Below are 19559 nucleotides of genomic sequence, written 5' to 3' on the forward strand. Positions count from 1 at the left end.
TTATATTTGCGGTTCGATTTACAAACAAAATTCAAAAATCCATGGAATATTTAGATTTTGAGCTTCCAATAAAAGAACTTGAAGAACAGTTAGAAAAGTGTGTTATAATTGGAAAAGAATCTGATGTTGATGTAACACCAACCTGCAAGGAAATCAACAAAAAATTAGAAGAAACTAAAAAAGAAATATACAAAAACCTTACAGCCTGGCAACGTGTTCAGCTATCAAGACATCCAAACAGACCCTATACTTTAGATTATATCAGAGCAATTTGCGGTGATACATTTTTAGAACTTCATGGAGACAGGAATTTTAAAGATGACAAAGCTATGGTTGGCGGACTGGGAAAAGTAAACGGTCAGTCGTTTATGATCGTAGGTCAGCAAAAAGGTTTTAATACAAAAACGCGTCAATACCGTAATTTTGGTATGGCAAATCCTGAAGGATATCGTAAAGCTTTGCGTTTGATGAAAATGGCAGAGAAATTTGGGATTCCGGTTTTAACTTTAGTAGATACTCCGGGGGCATATCCGGGACTGGAAGCTGAAGAAAGAGGTCAGGGAGAAGCAATTGCAAGAAATATTTTCGAAATGGTTCGCTTAAAAGTGCCAATTATCACCATTATTGTTGGTGAAGGTGCTTCTGGTGGAGCATTAGGGATAGGTGTAGGAGACAAAGTATACATGTTAGAAAATACATGGTACTCTGTAATTTCGCCAGAATCATGCTCGTCTATTTTATGGAAAAGTTGGGAGTACAAAGAACGTGCTGCCGATGCTTTAAAATTGACTTCATCTGATATGAAGAAACAAAAATTAGTAGATGATGTCATTCCGGAACCATTAGGCGGAGCACACTACGACCGTGAAACTACTTTTAAAACAGTAGCAGAATACATTACCAAAGGATATAACGAATTGAAAGACTTATCAACACATGACCTGATTGCCCAAAGAATGGACAAATACAGTAATATGGGGGAGTATAAGGAGTAAATTCATATCAAATGATTTAAAATCCGAAGCCTTACAGTTTCGGATTTTTTTTTGGTTATGAACAAAATAAACTTATTTATAAACAATTAATAGTTATAACTAGATAGCGATCTCTTTTTAAATTTCGCTACTTTCGCCTTATGGAAAATTTCAAAAATGTAAACCCTGCAAAGGTAAATAAACCCTCAATTATTAATTTAGAAAAAGGGAAACTTCCTCCGCAAGTTCTTGATTTAGAGGAGGCTGTGCTAGGGGCAATGATGATTGATAAAAAAGGAGTTGATGATGTAATTGATATTTTGCAAGGGGATGCTTTTTACAAAGAGGCACACAAATATATTTTTGAAGCAATCGTTCAGCTTTTTACCGAAACACAACCAATCGATTTGCTGACGGTTTCGACTCAGTTGAAAAAAAATGGAAAATTAGAATTAGCCGGGGGTGACTTTTATTTAATTCAGCTTACACAAAAAATTGCATCTTCGGCGCATATCGAATTTCACTCGCGTATCATTCTTCAAAAGTTTATTCAAAGAAGTTTGATTCGTATTTCTACTGAAATTATCGAAGCGTCTTATGATGAAACTGCTGATGTATTTGATTTGCTTGATCAAGCCGAATCAAAACTATATGAAGTAACACAAGGAAATATTAAGCGTAGTTCTGAAACTGCCCAGAGTTTAGTTCTTCAGGCTAAAAAGAAGATTGAAGAAATTGCCAAACAAGAAGGTTTAAGTGGTGTTGAAACCGGTTTTCATAATCTGGATAAACTAACTTCAGGATGGCAACCCAGCGATTTAATTATTATCGCAGCAAGACCTGCGATGGGAAAAACAGCGTTCGTACTTTCGATGGCGAGAAATATTGCTATTCAGTACGGGCACGGAGTGGCTTTGTTTTCTCTTGAGATGGCATCGGTTCAGTTAATTACGAGGTTAATATCGTCAGAAACAGGACTGTCATCAGAAAAATTACGTACTGGTAAATTAGAGCCACACGAATGGACGATGTTAAGTACCAAAGTAAAAAACTTAGAAAAAGCACCTTTGTTTATTGATGATACACCATCACTTTCTATTTTTGATTTAAGAGCAAAATGTCGTCGTTTAGTTTCTCAACACGGTATCAAGATTATAATTATTGATTATTTGCAATTGATGACTGCCGGAGGAAATAATAAAGGAGGAGGAAATCGTGAGCAGGAAATCTCGACCATTTCCCGAAACTTAAAGGCCCTGGCAAAAGAGCTAAACGTTCCGGTAATTGCACTGTCGCAATTATCGCGTGCGGTTGAAACCCGTGGATCGAGCAAACGTCCGTTGCTGTCGGATCTTCGTGAATCTGGAGCTATCGAGCAGGATGCTGATATTGTTTCGTTTTTATACCGACCGGAATATTACAAAATTGAAGAATGGGATGATGATGAGGCATCGCCAACTGCAGGTCAGGCAGAGATAATGATTGCGAAACACCGTAATGGTGGTATCGAAAACATTCGATTGAAATTTATTGGACACCTTGGAAAATTTGATAACCTTGATGATTTTTCCGGTAGTTATGACGATTTGCCATCAAAAATGAATCACGAAGAAAATCCATTCATTACTAAAAACCTGCCATCTGCGAATGAAGCATTTGGTAGTAATTTAAATGATGACGATGACGATAGTGATGTTCCATTTTAATACAACAATAAAGCCTCTTATGAGGCTTTTTTTTTACCCCTGATTTTTTATTTTTTTTGATAAAATTGAGTAGATTAGCTAAACAATTGTTAAACGCATTAAGCATTAACTTTTAACCAAAAACAAACTTATATCATGGCAGAAGAAAAAAATTTAGGGACTGTAGAAGTCAAACTGGCGGTTGGTCAGCAATGGGTAAAAAATTACCGGAATAAAAAAGAAGAAGATAATGGCAAAAAGAAAATTAATGCCTATTTGATTCCTTTAGAAAGTATAAAACTCGTTTTAGACCAGGATATCGATGCTGTACGTGCATACGTTGGTATTAATACTGCCGGTGAGCAAAATGTAATGCTTGTAGGAGCAAAGTTTGATCCCAAAACAGGTATTTATGTAGATGTCTTTAAAAAAGCCTTAGGAGCAGAAAATGACGGAAGTGATGTTGTTTATGACGCTTCTCGTCCTTGCCCGCCTTATGATGATCCGGATAGTCCAATGAATCAATAATAAATGGACGATTTTTTAATATACTCAGGTTATTTCGTACTATTGGTTAACCTAATTCTATATACATATAGCTTTTTCCGAAAGGAAAAAGCTAATGTTTTTTTTATAGCATATTTAGCGTTTTTGGTAGTTGTTCAATTCTCGATGGAACTAATGTATCACCTGCACATGAATAATTTATTTGCAGTAAATATATTTTTTATAGGACAAATGATTTTGTTAGGCCTGTTTTTTAAATCTATTTTAAAAATTAAGAGTCAAAAGTTATTTATCAATTGGAGTCTTCTTATAATGGTATTGATTTTAGCCATTCAATGTTATATAGACTCGGGTCAGTTCTTGAAATTTAATTTGTTTGCAATCACCACAACCTCTTTATTAAGTGTTGTTTATGCCTTACTACACTTTTATAATATGCTCACAGATGACAAAGAATATTATTATGTTACAGTGGGGGCATCGTCCTATTTATTGGTTAGTACCGTACTTTTTTTAGTTGGCAATCTTACGATAGGTCTAAGTGATGAACTTAAATTGATGACCTGGAATCTAAACGCTTTTTTTGTAGTAGCATACCAGTTGTTTATCTTGTATGAATGGATGGTGAGTTTTAAGACTAAAAAAGTAATTAATACAACAGTATGACTGGAAGCATAACTTACGAAAAAGAAATAGTAGCCATAATTTTATACATTTCATGTTTTTTTATGATAGTGGCAGTTTTTCTGGTCGTTTTCTTTTATTTCTCAAGAAAAAAGATCATCCAGAAAGAAGTAGAGAAAAGAGATTTAGAAATCCATTTGCAAAGAGAGCAATTGCATGCTGTAATTATTACACAAGAAGAGGAGCGAAAACGAATTGCCCAGGATTTGCATGATGATATTAGTTCTAAACTTAATATTGTATCATTGAATACACACCTGCTTTCTGCACCAAATTTAACAGAAGCCGAGACTAAAGAAATTACCGATAACATCATTAATCTAACCGCAAAAGCCTTAGAAAATTCAAGGAAAATTGCCCATAACTTATTGCCTCCCGTTTTTGAGAAATTTGGATTGAATGCCGGTGTTGAAGAATTATGTGAAGAATTTGAAAGTAGTAAATCTGCAAAAGTAAATTATAAAAACGAGATTGATTTTGATAATAAGGACATAGATCGTCATTTGCATGTTTTTAGAATTTTGCAGGAATTAATGAATAATTCTATAAGACACGGAAAAGCAACCGAAATAAATATTACTTTTAAAAAAAATAACGAAATCAATACCTGTAATTATAACGATAACGGAATTGGTTTTGATAACAAAAATGCTGAAAACCAAAAGGGATTAGGCATGAAAAATATTGATAGCAGAATTTCTTTTTTGAACGGAACTATAAAAATTGACGCTGAAATGGGTAATGGTATTGCCGTAATTTTCACTTTTTAAGTTAAAATAAATAGCAAATGAGTATTTTTTACCAATATGTTAATGTTATTAGACTTTTTTTGCTTCATATTTTGTAATTTCGATGAACCAAACGACCAAAATCAAATAAAATGAGTGCCGCTATTAAAATTGCTTTAGTCGATGATGAAGTTTTATTCCGGAAAGGGATATCTTTCTTATTGCAAAGAGAAGATAATATCGATATTATTTTTGAAGCATCAAACGGAGAGGAACTCCTCTCTAATTTAAATGACAGTATAATCAAACCTGACATTATTATGATGGATTTGAAAATGCCTATTTTAAACGGTGTCGAGGCCACAAAAATTATTCGAAAATCTTTCCCCGAAATTAAAATCATTGCTCTTACGAGTTATGATACAAAATCATTCATTGCAAATATGATTCAGGTAGGTGCCGTAGCTTATTTAATAAAGAATACAACCCCAAAAGAGTTAATCCATACCATTAATCATGTTGCAAAAAAAGGTTTTTACTATAGCGAAAATGTATTAAAAACAATTCAGGAAACCATTATTTCGACCAAAACGACAAAAGGAAATTTGGAAACCAGTTTTCTTTCTCCTCGCGAAATAGAAATTCTTCAACTTATTTGCCTGCAAAAAACAACTACAGAAATTGCTGAACATCTTTATTTAAGTCCAAGGACTGTAGAGGGGCATCGTAATAATTTGTTGCTAAAAACAGAATCACGAAATATTGCCGGTTTAGTAGTTTATGCAATTCAAAACGAAATAGCAGTTCTGACAACTTAAATTTTTAGCTTGTCAAAAACTGAATCGAGAGTACATAGTACAGAACAATAGTTAAAACAAGTATGCATAAACCTATTTTTTGCTTCATATTTAATTCTTTTGGTTGGTAATTACTATTATTAAACTTCATATTTTTCTTTTTTTTATAGCTTAAGTTGGATAATCAGGAATAACAAATGTAGCTAAAATCTTGTTTTACAAAATGCGTGTTTATACCTGTTTTTGATACAGGAGATTTTATTACCTCTTAGGATTTTTTATTTAACGTTTATTCAATTATAAAAGAGAAATATCTATTGTGTTTATTGATGCTTCCTTTATATCTTTACTAAAATAATTTTCTAATGAATAAAGGCTTAGTTTATATCTTCATATTTCTACTTTCATTAACAGCAAAAGCATCGTTCATCCTTATTCCGATGGACGAAACTACACAACAAAATCATCTAAAAGCATACGGAATAACCTATTGGTGTCTAAGTAAAGATTATAAAGCAAGTTGGTTACTTAATTATCGTGGAGGCTCATTCCTGCTTCCAGATGCAGATGAAATTCGAAAAGAATGTAAGATTCGTGGTGTAAGCTTTGAGATTCTTTCTGATAGTGAAGAAGCTTCGATTTTAAATGACATTTCGAGCCCGTCTCAAAATATGGAATCTGTTGTTTTAGAAAAAGCGCCTAAAATTGCAGTTTATACACCAAAAGGAAAACAACCTTGGGACGATGCAGTAACCTTAGTCCTGACGTATGCCGAAATTCCTTTTACACCCATTTATGATGAAGAAGTTTTAAGCGATCAATTGTTGCTGTATGATTGGTTGCACCTGCATCATGAAGATTTTACCGGACAATATGGTAAATTTTATGCAGCATACAAAAATACACCCTGGTATATAGACCAAAAAAAAGATGCCGAAGCTCTTGCAGCAAAATTAGGTTATAGCAAAGTATCGCAGGAAAAAGGAGCCGTTGCAAAAAAAATTAGAGATTTTGTTATCGGTGGTGGCTTTATGTTTGCAATGTGTTCTGCAACAGACAGTTTTGATATCGCTCTGGCAGCAGATGGTGTCGATATTTGCGAAGCAATGTTTGATGGTGATGCCAGTGAATCTAATTATCAGGCAAAACTAAATTATTCAAATTCATTTGCCTTCAAAGATTTTACGTTAGAAAGAAAACCGGAAGTTTATGAGTTCTCAGATATTGATATGACCTCAAAACGCAGAATTCCTATGGAAAAAGATTATTTTTCGTTAATGGAGTTTTCTGCAAAATGGGATCCAATTCCTAGTATGTTATGCCAAAATCATACACAATTAGTAAAAGGATTTATGGGACAAACAACATCATTTGATACCGCATTAATAAAATCTAATGTTTTAATAATGGGAACTTGCGAACTTAATGGCGAATCAAGATACATTCATGGCGAAAAAGGAAAAGGAATGTTTACCTTTTTTGGAGGTCATGATCCTGAAGATTTTCAACATCAGGTGGGAGATCCGCCAACAGTTTTAGATTTACATCCAAATTCTCCGGGTTATCGTTTAATTTTAAATAATGTTTTATTTCCGGCAGCAAGAAAGAAAAAATTAAAAACATAATTTACTTCAAAGAAAATTCAAACCAAATAGGAATATGATCTGATATTTTTCGGGCTGCTTTCAAGGAATCAAATTTCGAGTAAAACGGAATTATACCTGAATTAATGTATTTTAAAGAGTTTGTTTTGTAAAATATATTGTCAAATTCAGATGCCAGACAATTTAGTCCCTGACATTTTTGTTTTAATGTGGTTTTTTGATTTTGAAAAACAGGAGAGTACCCCATTTGTTTTAATGGATTAAATACAGAATGGGATTGCGGACAGTTAAAATCTCCCATAAAGACTAAATTTAAGGTAGGATATTCAGCCGGTAGAAACTTAAAGTATTTTATTTCGGTTTCAGGTTGTTTCTTTTTTGTTATAGCATGAAAATTAACCAGCGTTATGGTCCTTTTGTTAATTTCGAATGTTCCAAAAAAGGGTTCGCGATCAATTTCTACAGTATATTTTTTTTCTAACCACGCATTTCCTTTTAGTTTTACCTTACTGGTTTTCCAGATAAAGGCATAACGTTCGGTTTTATAGCTGGTACCACTTGTTGGATTGCTAATAGTATAATCCCATTTTGAACCTTTTTCGTTTAGTATATTTGCTAGCTTAGCAACAGCCTGAGCACCGCCATATCCCGCAACAACCTCTTGAATTGCTACAATGTCGTAATCTGCAATTGTGCTGGCAATAAAATTTAATTCAGATTCAGATTTAGATTTCCCAAAGTTCTCTAAATTCCAAGATAGGATTTTAGTTTGCGAATAGGTGAGAATAGTAAAAAGTAAGAGTACAAAGCTTAGGATATTTTTCATGCAGTATTTAAAAATTCAAATATAAGCATTTCACGATCTTACTAATATTGTTTTTACTTTTGTTAAGGATATTTAAAAGAAAAAACACTTGAATTTCTTCAAGATTAAAGTTTCCGGCTTAAGAAACAAAAGACTTAATATTTTTTATATCTGTTTTTTAAGGCAGTTCCAATAATTATTATTTGCAATACAAGAAGTGCAGGAATAAAGATAATTTTCCAATCGACTTCAAGCCATCCTGTTTTCTCCGAAACAAATGCAAAGCTTAAAGACAGAAAAAGGCAAAGTAACATGGTTTTCATGATAATTCTATTTTTTGTTGTATTAATTCTGGAGATAAAGACTTGCCGCAAATCTCTCTCAAAACTATCGTTATATTTCGCTTTCATTAGGTGGTTAATAAAATTCTATACAAACATAGACCTATAAAAAAGTATTTCCTTACGGGAAGCCGTAAAGACAATAAAATTTATACTAATCCAAAGTCTTTAGCAATGGCAATTAAATGAACATTATTGTTTGCTTTAAAATATATTTTTAACTTATTGATCCTTTTTTCAATACTACTTGTGCCGTTTGGAGTTATAGACGAAGCTTTGAATTCGCTTGAAATATTTTCCAAAATGTAACCTTGGGCCAAAAGTTTAAGAATTGAGATGTCGTAAGATTCAATTTCTATCAGCGATTTATCATTAAAATTAAAAGAGAGATCAGAAGAAAGTATTTTTTCTTCGTTTCTAAAAGTTCCTTCAATTGCTTTTCTTAATTCGCCAATACTATTGCGCCCTTTAGAAACATAAGCATTAATTCCTAAATCATAAAATAGAGATTTTATACGATAGGATTTATCCTCTATAGAAAATACGATTTTTTTTAATTTAGGTTGTACACCGTTTACCGCTTCAATTAATTCTTCTCCACTGGAAAGATTTATGCTGCGATGATCTGATTTAAACGATAAATCGCTTATAAGCAAATCATAAGGTTCTTTTTCAATCAGTGCTTTTTTTACTTTTAATAATCCATCATCACAATATTTAACGTGATCAATTGTAGGAATTTGTAAGTCTTCAAGTACTTGAATAACTGCTATGCTTATACTATCTAAATCTTCTGCAACTAAAACTTTTTTGAACATATCATTGGGTTTATAAAGGAAAAGAGAAATTTAATCTAAAACCTTTCTCTGAATTATTTCCAAAAATAATATTTCCATTTATAGTTTTAATACGGTTTTCCACATTTTGTAGTCCATTTTTTAAAATTGTAATCCTATTTCCGGCTCCAACCCCATTATCGTTATAGAGTATAGTTAAATTTTTTTCCATATTTTTAAAAGTAATACTCACTAAAGTTGCCTGACTGTGCTTTTTCATGTTAGAAAACAACTCCTGTAAAATTCTGTAAAGGATTATTTTTTTGTTTTTTTCGATTTCATTCCAAGAAATTAGATCGAAACCAGTGAGTATAATATTTAAGTCAGCAGTTTTATAACCGGCAATCATCTCTTTTAAGGCATTGCTGTAATTTCGATCAGTTGCAATCGAACTGTTTTCTTTAGAAATATTTCTGGTTCTGGAATAAATAGCCTCCAGATTGTGCAACAATTGTTCTTTATTTTCTTCTTGTCTAAGATCCGTACTTTTTGTAAAAGTCAAGGTATTATAAACATCATTAGCCAGTTCGTCGTGTAGTTTTTTAGAGATCCGCATTTCGCTTTCAAAGATCGCCTTGTCTTTTTCTTTTCTGCCTTTTAGCATCAGATAACAATAAAGGATTAAACTTATCCCGGTTGTCAAAAAAATGACGACATAAGAAATAATATTACGTTTTTTTTGTTTTTCTAATTGTAATTCATTCTCTATTTTTAGGGCTTTAAGATGTAAGTTTTCAACCCTGTCTATTCCGGAATCATATTTAATTCTTGAAAATTCATTTTTGGCTTTTTGTCTTGCATTAACGAAGCTGTCAATTAATTTAATAAAGTCCAGCGCATATTTTTTTAGTTCATCGCCTTCACTTTTTTGTATTAGCACTGCCAGACCATTTGCTTTATAGATACCTGCATTTACCCGTTTGGCACTTTTATAAGCCTCTTCTGCATACATTTTTGATAATTTTAAATCTGTATTAGCATAAAATAGCGAAAGTGTGTTATAAGTTCCAATTAGTCCGTAATGATCCTTTTGTTTCAGCTTTATTTGTAAACTTTCATTGAGATACTTTACCGCCTTAGGATTTTCAAGTTTACAATAGCAATATCCTAAATTGTCCAGTAACAACGAATAAGTATTATCTGTTTTCCTTGCATCCGTAATATGTTTTATTTTTTTTGCAACCAGAGGGACCAGTAATTCTGCCGCTTCATTGTATCTTTCCTGACTTAGATAAATAAGTATAATGTCATTTAAAATAACGGACTTTTGATAAGATGTTTTGGCAAATTTTAATGCCTTTAGGTGATATACAGTTGCGTTTTTGTAATCGAAACTATAGTAATAATTATAAGCTATTAAAGTATATACAGTCGAAATAATTTCAGTGTTTTTAACATATTTCAGATACGGTAGTGCTTTGGTTAGCGTTTCTTCAGAGGCATAATAATCACTACTGTTTTTTTGAATATTAGCAATACGCGAAAGTGCCAAGACATAATCTTCTGCATAAACCGTTTTAGGATTACAAAGAAATATTGCTTTAGTATAATATAAAAAGGCACTATCATTTTTTGCAGTACCAAAAAAATAATCTCCCTTTTTTATTAATTTTTTGATCTCAGGTTTGGGACTGTATATGATGATTTTCTTTTCAGTTCTTTTTTCACAGGATTGCAGAAATAAGAAACTTCCAAGAAAAAAACAAAAAATGACAATCCTAAAATGATGTTTAAAAATTGATTCAATAAAGTTTAAATTCTTTTTCATCCTTACAATGGGAATTTAATAAAGACTTTAAGCCCTTTGCCAGAAGAAGAATCAATATTGATTTCTCCACGAATATTCAAAATTCTATTTTCGATGTTTTTTAAGCCACTTTTAGAAGATATTTTTTCAAGATCTATTCCCTGCCCATTATCGTTATATGTCAAAAGAATACTTTTATCCCTTTTTTTGAACGAAATACCAACCAACGAAGCATTACTGTGTTTTTGCATATTGATTAGTAATTCTTGTATAACCCTATATATAGTAATCTTTTTATTCTTTTCAGTTTTATCAAAAGAAATAATTTCTAAGCCATTTAGCAAGAGGTTTATATCAGGAGTTTTAAACCCTGAAATCATTTCTTTTAAAGCAAGGCTATAATTTTCATTGGTTACAACCGGGCTGTTTTCCTTAGATATATTCCTGGTTCGGGAATAAAGCGAATCTAAATTATTTAAGAGCTTTTCTTTATTTTTGTTAGTACTCAAATCAATGTTTCCTGCAAATAATAATGTGTTGCGAAGATCATTGGTAAGTTCATTACTTAACTTTTTTGAGATTCTCATTTCACTTTCAAAAACGGCAAGATCTTTTTCTTTTCTGCCTTTTGCTTTTAAATGAAAATATAGAAATGTAATAAAGCCCAGAATAAATAGAATCACAACATACAAAATGATATTCCTACTTTTTTGTCTTTCTAATTGCAGGTCATTTTCTGCTTTTTGAGCCTTAAGTTGAAGATTTTCGGCTCTTTCGTTTTTTGAATCGTATTTAATTCTTGAAAATTGATTTTTCGTAGTTTGTTGTGCAGTAAACAAACTATCAGTAAGATCGATATAAAGAGACGAGTATTTTTTTAAATCATTTCCTTCGCTCGCTTTTATTAATAAACTTAAACTCTCAATTCTATTTGTTGCAAGATTTATGCGGGTAGCTAAATCGTATGCTTTTTTTCCATACTCTTTGGCTAATTTGTAATTGTTGTTTTTGTTGTAGTAAGACGAAAGATGCCTGTAGTTGTATACAAGAAGATCGTCTTCTTTTAGAAGCAACTTCATTTTAAGACTTTTCTTAAAATAAAATATAGATTTTGGATTTTCCTGGTTAAGATAGCATAAACCAATATTCTCTATTACGCGTGCGCGCTCATTGGCATCGACATCTTTATCAGCTTTGCAAAGTATTTTAATTTTAGATAATGGAATCAAAATAGCTAAAGCTTCCTTATATCTTTTTTGTCCCATATAAACAATTGAGATAGTATTAAGAACAGAACTTTTTCTATAATAACTCGTCTTTAAGTGTAATGCTTTTATAAGATAATAAAGAGAATTGTTGTAGTCATAAGTATAGTAATAATTTGCCGCCAATTGTTCGTAGACATTAGCTGTAAACCTGGGTTTAACTATTTTTTTTAAATAAGGAAAAGTTTTGGTCAGCGATAGTTCGCTGGCAGTATAATCTCCCTCATTTTGTTCAATTGATGCCATGCAGGTAATCGAGTAAACATAATCGATATAGTTTACCTCTTTGTCGCATAAAAGCTGCGCTTTATTAAAATAATAATAAGCACTATCATAATGATTGCTGTCAAATAATACGTCGGCTTTGTCTACAAGTATTTTTATAGCAGCTGCATTATCCGGTTTGTGATGTTTTAATTTTAGATTTTTTTCGCAAGATTGTACCACAAGCGTTATTCCGGATAAAAGGAAAACCAAAAGAAATTGCTTAATAAATCCAATTTTAGTACTAGGATTGGCTTTTTTAGTCATTCTATAAAGGAAATTTAATAAAGACCTTAAATCCTTTGTCAGGAGCAGAATCTATATCGATTCTCCCTTTAATATTCAAAATTCTATTTTCAACATTATGTAATCCATTCTTAAAAGTAATGTTACTGATGTTAATCCCTTGACCATTATCTGTATAATTAATACTAACGTTTTTATTTGTGTTTTTAAAATTGATCCCCACTAGCGAAGCATTACTGTGTTTTTTCATGTTTACAAGCAGTTCTTGAAGTACTCTGTAAATAGTAATTTTAGTATTTTTTTCAATAACACACCACTCAATAGTGTCTAAACCATTTATTATAAGGTTAAGGTTTGGAGTATTAAATCCTGCAATCATTTCTTTAAGAACCAAAACATAGTTTTTATCGGTAATAATAGTGCCGTTTTCTTGAGAGATGTCTCTCGTTCTGGAATATATCGCATCAAGGTTGCTTAATAATTGCTCTCTGTTTTCTGCCAAAGCTAAATTTTTATTCTCTGCAAAAGCCATCGTATGATAGATATCGTTGGCAAGTTCGTCATGAAGTTTTTTAGCAATTCGTGTTTCACTATTGTACGTAGCTTCGATTTTTTCTTTGTTTCCTCTTGAAGTCAGATAAAAATAAAGCACTATAATCAAACTCAGACTAAAGGCAATAATTATATAAGAAATTATATTTCTGTTTTTCTGTCTTTCTAATTGTAGCTCATTTTCAAACTTATGAGTTTTTAGTTTTAAATTTTCATCCCTGTCTTTTTTAGAGTCGTATTTAATTTTGGCAAATTGATTTTTTGCTTTCTGTCGAACCTCAAATATGCTGTCGACTAAATTAACATAAGCCAAAGAATGTTTCTTCAGCTCCTTATCAGAACTGTTTTCTACCAAATGTTTTAAAGATTCTAATCGGGAATCAACACTATTAACCAGACTATACTTTTGGTAGCTAAGAAGCATGTATTTTTTAGACAGAGACGGGTTATCTTTTTTATGCAAAAAAGCAAGATGCATATAACTTCTGCCAAGTCCGGTATTATCTTGTATATCGGTTCTTATTTTGAAAGCTTTTTCAAGATAAGAAGCAGCTCTTGCGTCTCCAATTTTATAATAGCAATAGCCCAGATTATCTAGTGCTCGTGCATAATCTTCCTGAAATTTTTTTACACCTTCGGTCTCAAGTAAATACTCAAAAATGGCTATTGCTTCATTGTATTTTAGTTGTTCAATGAAAACTAAAGCGATATTGTTTTTTGCAGCTGCTTTTCTCCATTCAGTTGTTTTTAAGGTCAACGCCTTATTAAAATAGAGTAGAGCACTTTTAAAATCGTATGTATTTAAATAATTGATTCCTAATATAACATAAGAGTTCCAGGCATGTTTTGGATTTTTGACATATTTAAGATAAGGTATAGCTTTAGTAACCGTAGATTCGCTTCCGGCATAATCACCATGAGTTTGCTGGATGTCTGCCATTCGGTCTAATGTGCTTACATAGTTTTCAGCATCTGTTACTGGATTGCATATAAATTTTACCTTATTGTAATAATAAAACGCACTATCAAATTTTCTGTCATCATAAAATTTATCAGCAACAATAATCAGTTTTTCTACTTGAGGTTTTGTGCTTTTTTGTTTGGTAGTATTGCTGTTTTTTTTTTGACAGGAAGAAAAAAACAAAAAGCAAAAAAGAATGTATAGAAAGGTGCGCATTATACGTGGTATCATGCGCCAAAAGTAAAGAATTTAAGTTCTTAAAAAAGAGTATAAATACGGTATTTTATGTAATATTAAATTTTATACTTTAGTCTAATTTACAGCTATATACAGGCATTTTACTTTTCTTTGTAAGTATAGCCTGTATATAAAATGTAAGACTTATATAGCTTAAATTATATTGCTCTCATTCCTGTTGCTATTGCAAGTCGGTTCCAGGAGTTAATTGTAATGATAACCAATATAATTTCAGCCAGATATTTGTCATCAAATAAGCGTGCAGCATTTTGGTATACTTCATCAGAAACATGATTGCCAATCATTGTTACCTCTTCAGTTAAAGCCAAAATTGCTTTTTCTTCCTCCGTAAAAACATCAGCTTCGCGCCAGGCACTTAACAAATAAATGCGCTTTTCAGTTTCACCATATTTTCGGGCATCGGCAGTATGCATATTAATACAAAAAGCACAACCGTTTATTTGCGAAGTACGAATTTTTATTAATTCTTTATGAAGAGGAGTTAGCGAAGTAGTTGCATTGTATTTTTCTAAATTCATTAAAGCTTCATAAGCTTCCGGAGCAACTTTTTGGATAGAGATTCTAGGTTTCATTTTATGTGTTTTTTAAAGTTTGATACAAAGGTCAGCGATCAGCACTTTAAAAAACTTGAAGTACTTCAAGAAATGAGCTTATACTTTTCCAGCCCTTATTTTGCTCATAAACTCTGCTGAGAAATCGAGGTAGGAGGCAAGCATATATTGAGGAACCCGCTGTACAAATTCCGGATGCAGATTATTAAAATGATGGTATCTTTCTTCTGCCGACATCGTAAACAAGAACTTGATTCGCATTTGTGCTGCGCCAAAAGATTTTTGTGCAACAATTCTAAAGTAACGCTCCAGTTTTGGAATCTGAACTAATATAGCCTCTAGAGTAGCTTTTTCTAAAGCAATTACTTCTGTTTTTTCTACCGCCTGTATATAGAAGTGAGAGGAAATCTGATTGTGATAACTTAAATAATCCGTTATCCACCAGTTCTCAATACCAAATTGAAGTGTTTGTTCAGCTCCTCTCCCGTTGATGATGTATTGCCTCATGCAGCCTTTTATGACAAAGTATAACGTATTACAAATTTGTCCCTCCTGTAATACAAGTTCTTTCTTTTTAATGATAGAAGTATTCAGGCAAGATTCTAAGACACTAACCTCCGAAGGATCGAGTGGTACAATCTTTTCAATATGTTGCAAAAGAGTTTTGTGCATGTTTGTATTTTTGGTGATGTACAAATTTACTTTTTAAATTCAATTCCTAAAAGATTCAGGTTTAGAAACAGCTGTAAAAGCAAAAAACCATTCGCCGCGGCGAATGGTTTTTCTATGATAAGTAAGTAATCTAAATTGAGTTTATAAAACGTTTATTTTACTTTGTTAAGTATTGCTTTGAAAGCTTCAGGGTGATTCATTGCTAAATCTGCAAGAACTTTACGGTTCAATTCGATTCCGTTAGCTTTTACTTTCCCCATGAATTGAGAATAAGAAATCCCTTCTAATCTAGCTCCAGCGTTGATACGTTGAATCCATAAAGCACGGAAATTTCTTTTGTTTTGTTTTCTATCGCGGTAAGCGTAGCACATTGCTTTCTCTACTGCATTCTTAGCAACTGTCCAAACGTTTTTACGTCTACCAAAGAAACCTTTGGCTTGCTTCATTATTTTTTTTCTTCTTGCTCTTTTGGCAACTGAATTTACTGCTCTTGGCATAATTTTAATGTGTTTTTGTAGCAGGCGTCCTGAATTAAATCAAAGGAACTTAAAAGCCATACTCCAAGGTTATTTTTAAATAATTTTTAACCTAAAGACTATTAGTCAAAAGTTTTTAAAGTCGAATGTCGAAAGTCTTTAAGACTTTTGACTTTACAACTTTAAGACTTAATTAAATAATTCTTAATTGTTGTTTGATGCTTTTCATATCTGTTTTGTGAACTAGCGCTGAGTGTGTCAAAGCTAATTTACGTTTTTTAGATTTTTTAGTCAAGATGTGACTTTTAAAAGCATGCTTTCTTTTAATCTTTCCAGAACCAGTAACTTTGAAACGTTTCTTGGCGCTAGATTTTGTTTTCATTTTAGGCATTTTTCCTAGTGTTTTAATTTATTCTTACTTACTTATATCTTAGTCTAAAGTTTAAATGTCTAAAGTTTAAAAGTCAGTTTTGACTTTCGGCTTTAAGACTTTCGACTTTACGACTTATTTCTTTTTCTTCGGAGCAATGAACATAATCATTCTCTTTCCTTCTAAAACAGGCATGGCTTCTACTTTACCATACTCTTCTAAATCTGTTGCCAAACGTAGTAATAAAATTTGCCCTTGATCTTTATAGATAATAGAACGTCCTTTAAAGAAAACGAATGCTTTTAATTTAGCACCTTCTTTCAGGAACTTCTCTGCATTTTTTCTTTTAAATTCGTAATCATGCTCATCTGTCTGAGGACCAAAACGAATTTCTTTTACTACAACTTGTGTCGACTTAGCTTTTAATACCTTATCACGTTTCTTTTGTTCGTAAACAAATTTCTTGTAATCCATGATTTTACAAACCGGCGGCTCAGCGTTTGGCGAGATTTCAACCAAATCCAATTCGAATTGATCTGCTAAACGTAAAGCTTCTGCAAGCTTAAATACACCTGGTTCGATGTTCTCGCCTACTAGTCTTACTTCTTGTACACCACGAATAAGGTTATTTATTCTGTGTGCATCTTTTTTTTCTACTCGAGGTTGATAACCTCTGTTGCTTCTTATTGCTATGACTTTATAATTTAAGTTAAACTGTAAAAACTTTTAATGTCTTTTTTATTTCTTCGTTTACAATAGCGACAAATTCATCAATTGTAACTGTAATATTCCCTTTTCCTTCTTGACCGTGACGACGGATCGAAATAGTTCCGTTTTTCTCCTCTTCCTCACCAACAATAAGCATAAACGGTATTTTTTGCATTTCTGCATCTCTAATTTTCTTGCCAATAGTCTCGCTTCTGTTGTCAATTAGGGCGCGAATTTCGTGATTTTCTAGCAAATCTAAAACTTTTTTAGCATATATTTCGTATTTCTCGCTCAAAGACAAGATTATAGCCTGTTCCGGCATTAGCCAAAGTGGGAAATTTCCCGCAGTGTGCTCTAGTAAAATTGCGATAAAACGTTCCATAGATCCAAAAGGAGCTCTGTGAATCATAACAGGGCGATGTAATTCATTATCAGCACCTTTATATGTCAATTCAAAACGCTCAGGCAGGTTATAATCGACCTGAATAGTACCTAATTGCCATTGTCTTCCTAGCGCATCTTTTACCATAAAGTCAAGCTTCGGACCGTAAAAAGCAGCCTCGCCATATTCTACAACAGTATTCAGTCCTTTGTCGGCAGCAGCATTGATAATTGCGTTTTCAGCTTTCTCCCAATTTTCGTCAGAACCTATGTATTTGTCTCTGTTTTCTTTGTCTCTCAATGAAATTTGAGCAGTAAAGTTTTCAAAACCTAATGAACCAAATACATAAAGTACCAGGTCAATTACTTTTTTAAATTCTTCATCCAATTGTTCCGGAGTACAAAAGATATGCGCATCATCCTGAGTAAATCCTCGAACACGAGTTAAACCATGTAGTTCACCAGATTGTTCGTATCTGTATACGGTACCAAATTCAGCATAACGCTTAGGTAGATCTTTATAGGACCAGGGTCTTACATTATAAATCTCACAGTGGTGAGGACAGTTCATTGGTTTTAATAAAAACTCTTCGCCTTCGGCAGGAGTATGTATCGGCTGAAAACTATCAGCACCATATTTCGCATAATGACCAGAAGTAACATAAAGTTCTTTTTGTCCAATATGCGGCGTAACCACTTGTTCGTATCCGGCTTTCTTTTGAGCTTTCTTTAAAAATTGTTCTAATCTGTCTCGAAGTGCAGCGCCTTTAGGCAACCATAAAGGCAAACCTTGACCTACTTTTTGTGAAAAAGCAAACAATTCAAGCTCCTTACCTAATTTACGGTGATCACGACGTTTTGCTTCTTCAAGAAGTTCAAGATATTCAGTCAGATCCTTTTGTTTAGGGAAAGAAGTTCCATATACACGAGTCAGTTGCTTGTTCTTTTCATCACCTCTCCAGTAAGCGCCGGCAACACTCATGATTTTAAAAGCTTTGATGATACCGGTATTTGGGATATGTCCACCACGACATAAGTCAGTAAAAGTGGCGTGATCACAAAAAGTAATAGTTCCGTCCTCAAGGTTCGAAATCAATTCTGTCTTGTAAACGTTATCTTTGTATAGTTCCAAAGCATCGGCTTTGCTAACCGGACGCATTTTAAATTCATGTTTGCCTCTGGAAATTTCTAAAACGCGATCTTCGATTTTTTTAAAATCAGCATCAGTGATCTTCTGGTCTTCAAAATCCACATCATAGTAAAATCCATTAGAAATTGCAGGTCCAAGAGTTAGTTTAATTCCAGGGTACAATTCCTCAAGAGCCTGTGCCATGACGTGAGAAGTCGAATGCCAGAAAGCTTTTTTTCCTTCCGTATCATTCCAAGTATATAAAACAAGACTACCGTCGGTCGTCAATGGAGTTTCGGTTTCTATTGTTGTACCATTAAAAGATGCAGAAATTACGTTTCTTGCAAATCCTTCACTAATGCTTTTAGCAACCTCCATCGGAGTTACGCCTGAAGCAAACTCTCTAATTGACCCATCGGGTAAAGTAATCTTAATCATTGTTTATAATTTTGTGAATGCAAATATAACGCATTACAAAAATACATACAATACATATATTCATGTTTATACTATAATATGTAATAAGAATATAAATTGTGTCAATCAAGCTTGTTTTTGTCCTTATATATAAGGAGTAATTTATGCTTCATATATAGGACAAGCTTTTTTGATCCCTCCACCTACCAGGTTTTGAAAACCTGGTAGGTTTGTTTTGGAGTCAAAGGAACTCAAGATAAGTTCTCACCTTATATAGGATTATGTTTTAAAAACCTCATTCAAGTATTAAGGAGCTTAATCCCGCTGTTCGTTTCAATCTTTTGCGCCGAACCCCGGCGCAAAAGGATTTTCACTCCCATCGGGGCTATTGCAGTTGTATTTATAAGAAGAGTAGGAGTGTGCCACCCAATTCCAACCCCAAAAAGAATACACCCCCAAAAAAGGCTAAAAAAGCTGCGAAGTCTTTAAAAACGGTTACTATTCAAAGACTAAAAATGAGAAAACCCTAAAGCGTGCCAGAAAAACCTTAGAAATAAGAAAAAACAAGATAGCGTAAGTGAGGTGTTATCAAAGAGTTAAG

19 protein-coding genes are annotated in these 19559 nt (G+C 32.8%); 7 read left to right on the plus strand and 12 right to left on the minus strand.

The features are described 5' to 3' along the window. Nucleotides 1-41 precede the first annotated feature (41 nt). The 7 genes from B0A64_RS15125 to B0A64_RS15155 all read left to right on the plus strand — a co-directional run bounded on the left by B0A64_RS15125 (nucleotide 42) and on the right by B0A64_RS15155 (nucleotide 7000). Nucleotides 42-995, plus strand: coding sequence for an acetyl-CoA carboxylase carboxyltransferase subunit alpha (locus B0A64_RS15125; RefSeq protein ID WP_089480344.1), 954 nt, complete (start codon nucleotides 42-44; stop codon nucleotides 993-995). A 140-nt stretch (nucleotides 996-1135) separates the two neighbouring features. Continuing rightward, on the plus strand, nucleotides 1136-2680 hold the full coding sequence (gene dnaB, locus B0A64_RS15130) for a replicative DNA helicase (protein ID WP_089480345.1): 1545 nt from the start codon (nucleotides 1136-1138) through the stop codon (nucleotides 2678-2680). Nucleotides 2681-2815: 135 nt separating this feature from the next. Further along, nucleotides 2816-3187, plus strand: coding sequence for a hypothetical protein (locus B0A64_RS15135; protein ID WP_089480346.1), 372 nt, complete (start codon nucleotides 2816-2818; stop codon nucleotides 3185-3187). Between the two features lie 414 nt (nucleotides 3188-3601). Beyond that, entirely contained in the window at nucleotides 3602-3832 is a 231-nt protein-coding gene (locus tag B0A64_RS25560; RefSeq protein WP_244285414.1) for a hypothetical protein, read from the plus strand. Beyond that, nucleotides 3829-4620 carry a sensor histidine kinase gene (locus B0A64_RS15145; protein WP_089480347.1) on the plus strand — a complete coding sequence of 264 codons (792 nt, stop codon included), beginning with the start codon at nucleotides 3829-3831 and terminating at the stop codon, nucleotides 4618-4620. The genes B0A64_RS25560 and B0A64_RS15145 overlap by 4 nt, the downstream gene beginning before the upstream one ends. Before the next feature lie 110 nt (nucleotides 4621-4730). After that, entirely contained in the window at nucleotides 4731-5396 is a 666-nt protein-coding gene (locus tag B0A64_RS15150) for a response regulator transcription factor (RefSeq protein ID WP_089480348.1), read from the plus strand. A 344-nt stretch (nucleotides 5397-5740) separates the two neighbouring features. Beyond that, nucleotides 5741-7000, plus strand: a complete 1260-nt coding sequence (locus B0A64_RS15155; protein WP_089480349.1) for an asparagine synthetase B — start codon at nucleotides 5741-5743, stop codon at nucleotides 6998-7000. Between the two features lies 1 nt (nucleotide 7001). Here B0A64_RS15155 and B0A64_RS15160 read toward each other — a convergent pair whose 3' ends face one another. The 12 genes from B0A64_RS15160 to thrS all read right to left on the minus strand — a co-directional run bounded on the left by B0A64_RS15160 (nucleotide 7002) and on the right by thrS (nucleotide 18979). Beyond that, nucleotides 7002-7805, minus strand: a complete 804-nt coding sequence (locus B0A64_RS15160; protein ID WP_089480350.1) for an endonuclease/exonuclease/phosphatase family protein — start codon at nucleotides 7803-7805, stop codon at nucleotides 7002-7004. A gap of 134 nt (nucleotides 7806-7939) precedes the next feature. Beyond that, the gene (locus tag B0A64_RS15165; protein ID WP_165769823.1) at nucleotides 7940-8107 is read right to left on the minus strand and encodes a hypothetical protein; all 168 of its coding nucleotides are present in this window, start codon (nucleotides 8105-8107) and stop codon (nucleotides 7940-7942) included. Nucleotides 8108-8274: 167 nt separating this feature from the next. Next, nucleotides 8275-8943 (minus strand): helix-turn-helix domain-containing protein, encoded by a 669-nt coding sequence (locus B0A64_RS15170; protein WP_089480352.1) that lies wholly within the window; start codon nucleotides 8941-8943, stop codon nucleotides 8275-8277. 10 nt (nucleotides 8944-8953) lie between these two features. Then, a complete protein-coding gene (locus B0A64_RS15175) occupies nucleotides 8954-10729 on the minus strand; it encodes a tetratricopeptide repeat-containing sensor histidine kinase (protein WP_089480353.1) in 1776 nt (591 codons plus the stop codon). Nucleotides 10730-10731: 2 nt separating this feature from the next. After that, the gene (locus tag B0A64_RS15180; protein ID WP_089480354.1) at nucleotides 10732-12504 is read right to left on the minus strand and encodes a sensor histidine kinase; all 1773 of its coding nucleotides are present in this window, start codon (nucleotides 12502-12504) and stop codon (nucleotides 10732-10734) included. 1 nt (nucleotide 12505) lies between these two features. Next, nucleotides 12506-14227 (minus strand): tetratricopeptide repeat-containing sensor histidine kinase, encoded by a 1722-nt coding sequence (locus B0A64_RS15185; RefSeq protein ID WP_244285415.1) that lies wholly within the window; start codon nucleotides 14225-14227, stop codon nucleotides 12506-12508. Nucleotides 14228-14391: 164 nt separating this feature from the next. Then, the gene (locus tag B0A64_RS15190; RefSeq protein WP_089480356.1) at nucleotides 14392-14826 is read right to left on the minus strand and encodes a carboxymuconolactone decarboxylase family protein; all 435 of its coding nucleotides are present in this window, start codon (nucleotides 14824-14826) and stop codon (nucleotides 14392-14394) included. 78 nt (nucleotides 14827-14904) lie between these two features. Next, complete coding sequence (locus B0A64_RS15195) at nucleotides 14905-15477, minus strand: Crp/Fnr family transcriptional regulator (protein WP_089480357.1); 573 nt, start codon at nucleotides 15475-15477, stop codon at nucleotides 14905-14907. A 152-nt stretch (nucleotides 15478-15629) separates the two neighbouring features. Next, nucleotides 15630-15974 carry a 50S ribosomal protein L20 gene (rplT, locus tag B0A64_RS15200; RefSeq protein WP_056246768.1) on the minus strand — a complete coding sequence of 115 codons (345 nt, stop codon included), beginning with the start codon at nucleotides 15972-15974 and terminating at the stop codon, nucleotides 15630-15632. Between the two features lie 172 nt (nucleotides 15975-16146). Beyond that, on the minus strand, nucleotides 16147-16344 hold the full coding sequence (gene rpmI, locus B0A64_RS15205; RefSeq protein ID WP_022827375.1) for a 50S ribosomal protein L35: 198 nt from the start codon (nucleotides 16342-16344) through the stop codon (nucleotides 16147-16149). A 114-nt stretch (nucleotides 16345-16458) separates the two neighbouring features. Further along, complete coding sequence (infC, locus tag B0A64_RS15210; protein WP_371296044.1) at nucleotides 16459-17016, minus strand: translation initiation factor IF-3; 558 nt, start codon at nucleotides 17014-17016, stop codon at nucleotides 16459-16461. Between the two features lie 16 nt (nucleotides 17017-17032). Beyond that, complete coding sequence (thrS, locus tag B0A64_RS15215) at nucleotides 17033-18979, minus strand: threonine--tRNA ligase (protein ID WP_089480358.1); 1947 nt, start codon at nucleotides 18977-18979, stop codon at nucleotides 17033-17035. Between the last annotated feature and the right edge of the window lie 580 nt (nucleotides 18980-19559).

Origin of the sequence: Flavobacterium araucananum, from assembly GCF_002222055.1 — a bacterium.
In the GTDB taxonomy this organism is placed as follows: domain Bacteria; phylum Bacteroidota; class Bacteroidia; order Flavobacteriales; family Flavobacteriaceae; genus Flavobacterium; species Flavobacterium araucananum.

Excerpts from the sequence above, each read along its gene's own strand:
- B0A64_RS15125 (WP_089480344.1), top strand. The coding sequence starts at position 42 with ATGGAATATTTAGATTTTGAGCTTCCAATAAAAGAACTTGAAGAACAG.
- dnaB (WP_089480345.1), top strand. The coding sequence starts at position 1,136 with ATGGAAAATTTCAAAAATGTAAACCCTGCAAAGGTAAATAAACCCTCA.
- B0A64_RS15135 (WP_089480346.1), top strand. The coding sequence starts at position 2,816 with ATGGCAGAAGAAAAAAATTTAGGGACTGTAGAAGTCAAACTGGCGGTT.
- B0A64_RS25560 (WP_244285414.1), top strand. The coding sequence starts at position 3,602 with ATGCTCACAGATGACAAAGAATATTATTATGTTACAGTGGGGGCATCG.
- B0A64_RS15145 (WP_089480347.1), top strand. The coding sequence starts at position 3,829 with ATGACTGGAAGCATAACTTACGAAAAAGAAATAGTAGCCATAATTTTA.
- B0A64_RS15150 (WP_089480348.1), top strand. The coding sequence starts at position 4,731 with ATGAGTGCCGCTATTAAAATTGCTTTAGTCGATGATGAAGTTTTATTC.
- B0A64_RS15155 (WP_089480349.1), top strand. The coding sequence starts at position 5,741 with ATGAATAAAGGCTTAGTTTATATCTTCATATTTCTACTTTCATTAACA.
- B0A64_RS15160 (WP_089480350.1), bottom strand. The coding sequence starts at position 7,805 with ATGAAAAATATCCTAAGCTTTGTACTCTTACTTTTTACTATTCTCACC.
- B0A64_RS15165 (WP_165769823.1), bottom strand. The coding sequence starts at position 8,107 with ATGAAAACCATGTTACTTTGCCTTTTTCTGTCTTTAAGCTTTGCATTT.
- B0A64_RS15170 (WP_089480352.1), bottom strand. The coding sequence starts at position 8,943 with ATGTTCAAAAAAGTTTTAGTTGCAGAAGATTTAGATAGTATAAGCATA.
- B0A64_RS15175 (WP_089480353.1), bottom strand. The coding sequence starts at position 10,729 with ATGAAAAAGAATTTAAACTTTATTGAATCAATTTTTAAACATCATTTT.
- B0A64_RS15180 (WP_089480354.1), bottom strand. The coding sequence starts at position 12,504 with ATGACTAAAAAAGCCAATCCTAGTACTAAAATTGGATTTATTAAGCAA.
- B0A64_RS15185 (WP_244285415.1), bottom strand. The coding sequence starts at position 14,227 with ATGATACCACGTATAATGCGCACCTTTCTATACATTCTTTTTTGCTTT.
- B0A64_RS15190 (WP_089480356.1), bottom strand. The coding sequence starts at position 14,826 with ATGAAACCTAGAATCTCTATCCAAAAAGTTGCTCCGGAAGCTTATGAA.
- B0A64_RS15195 (WP_089480357.1), bottom strand. The coding sequence starts at position 15,477 with ATGCACAAAACTCTTTTGCAACATATTGAAAAGATTGTACCACTCGAT.
- rplT (WP_056246768.1), bottom strand. The coding sequence starts at position 15,974 with ATGCCAAGAGCAGTAAATTCAGTTGCCAAAAGAGCAAGAAGAAAAAAA.
- rpmI (WP_022827375.1), bottom strand. The coding sequence starts at position 16,344 with ATGCCTAAAATGAAAACAAAATCTAGCGCCAAGAAACGTTTCAAAGTT.
- thrS (WP_089480358.1), bottom strand. The coding sequence starts at position 18,979 with ATGATTAAGATTACTTTACCCGATGGGTCAATTAGAGAGTTTGCTTCA.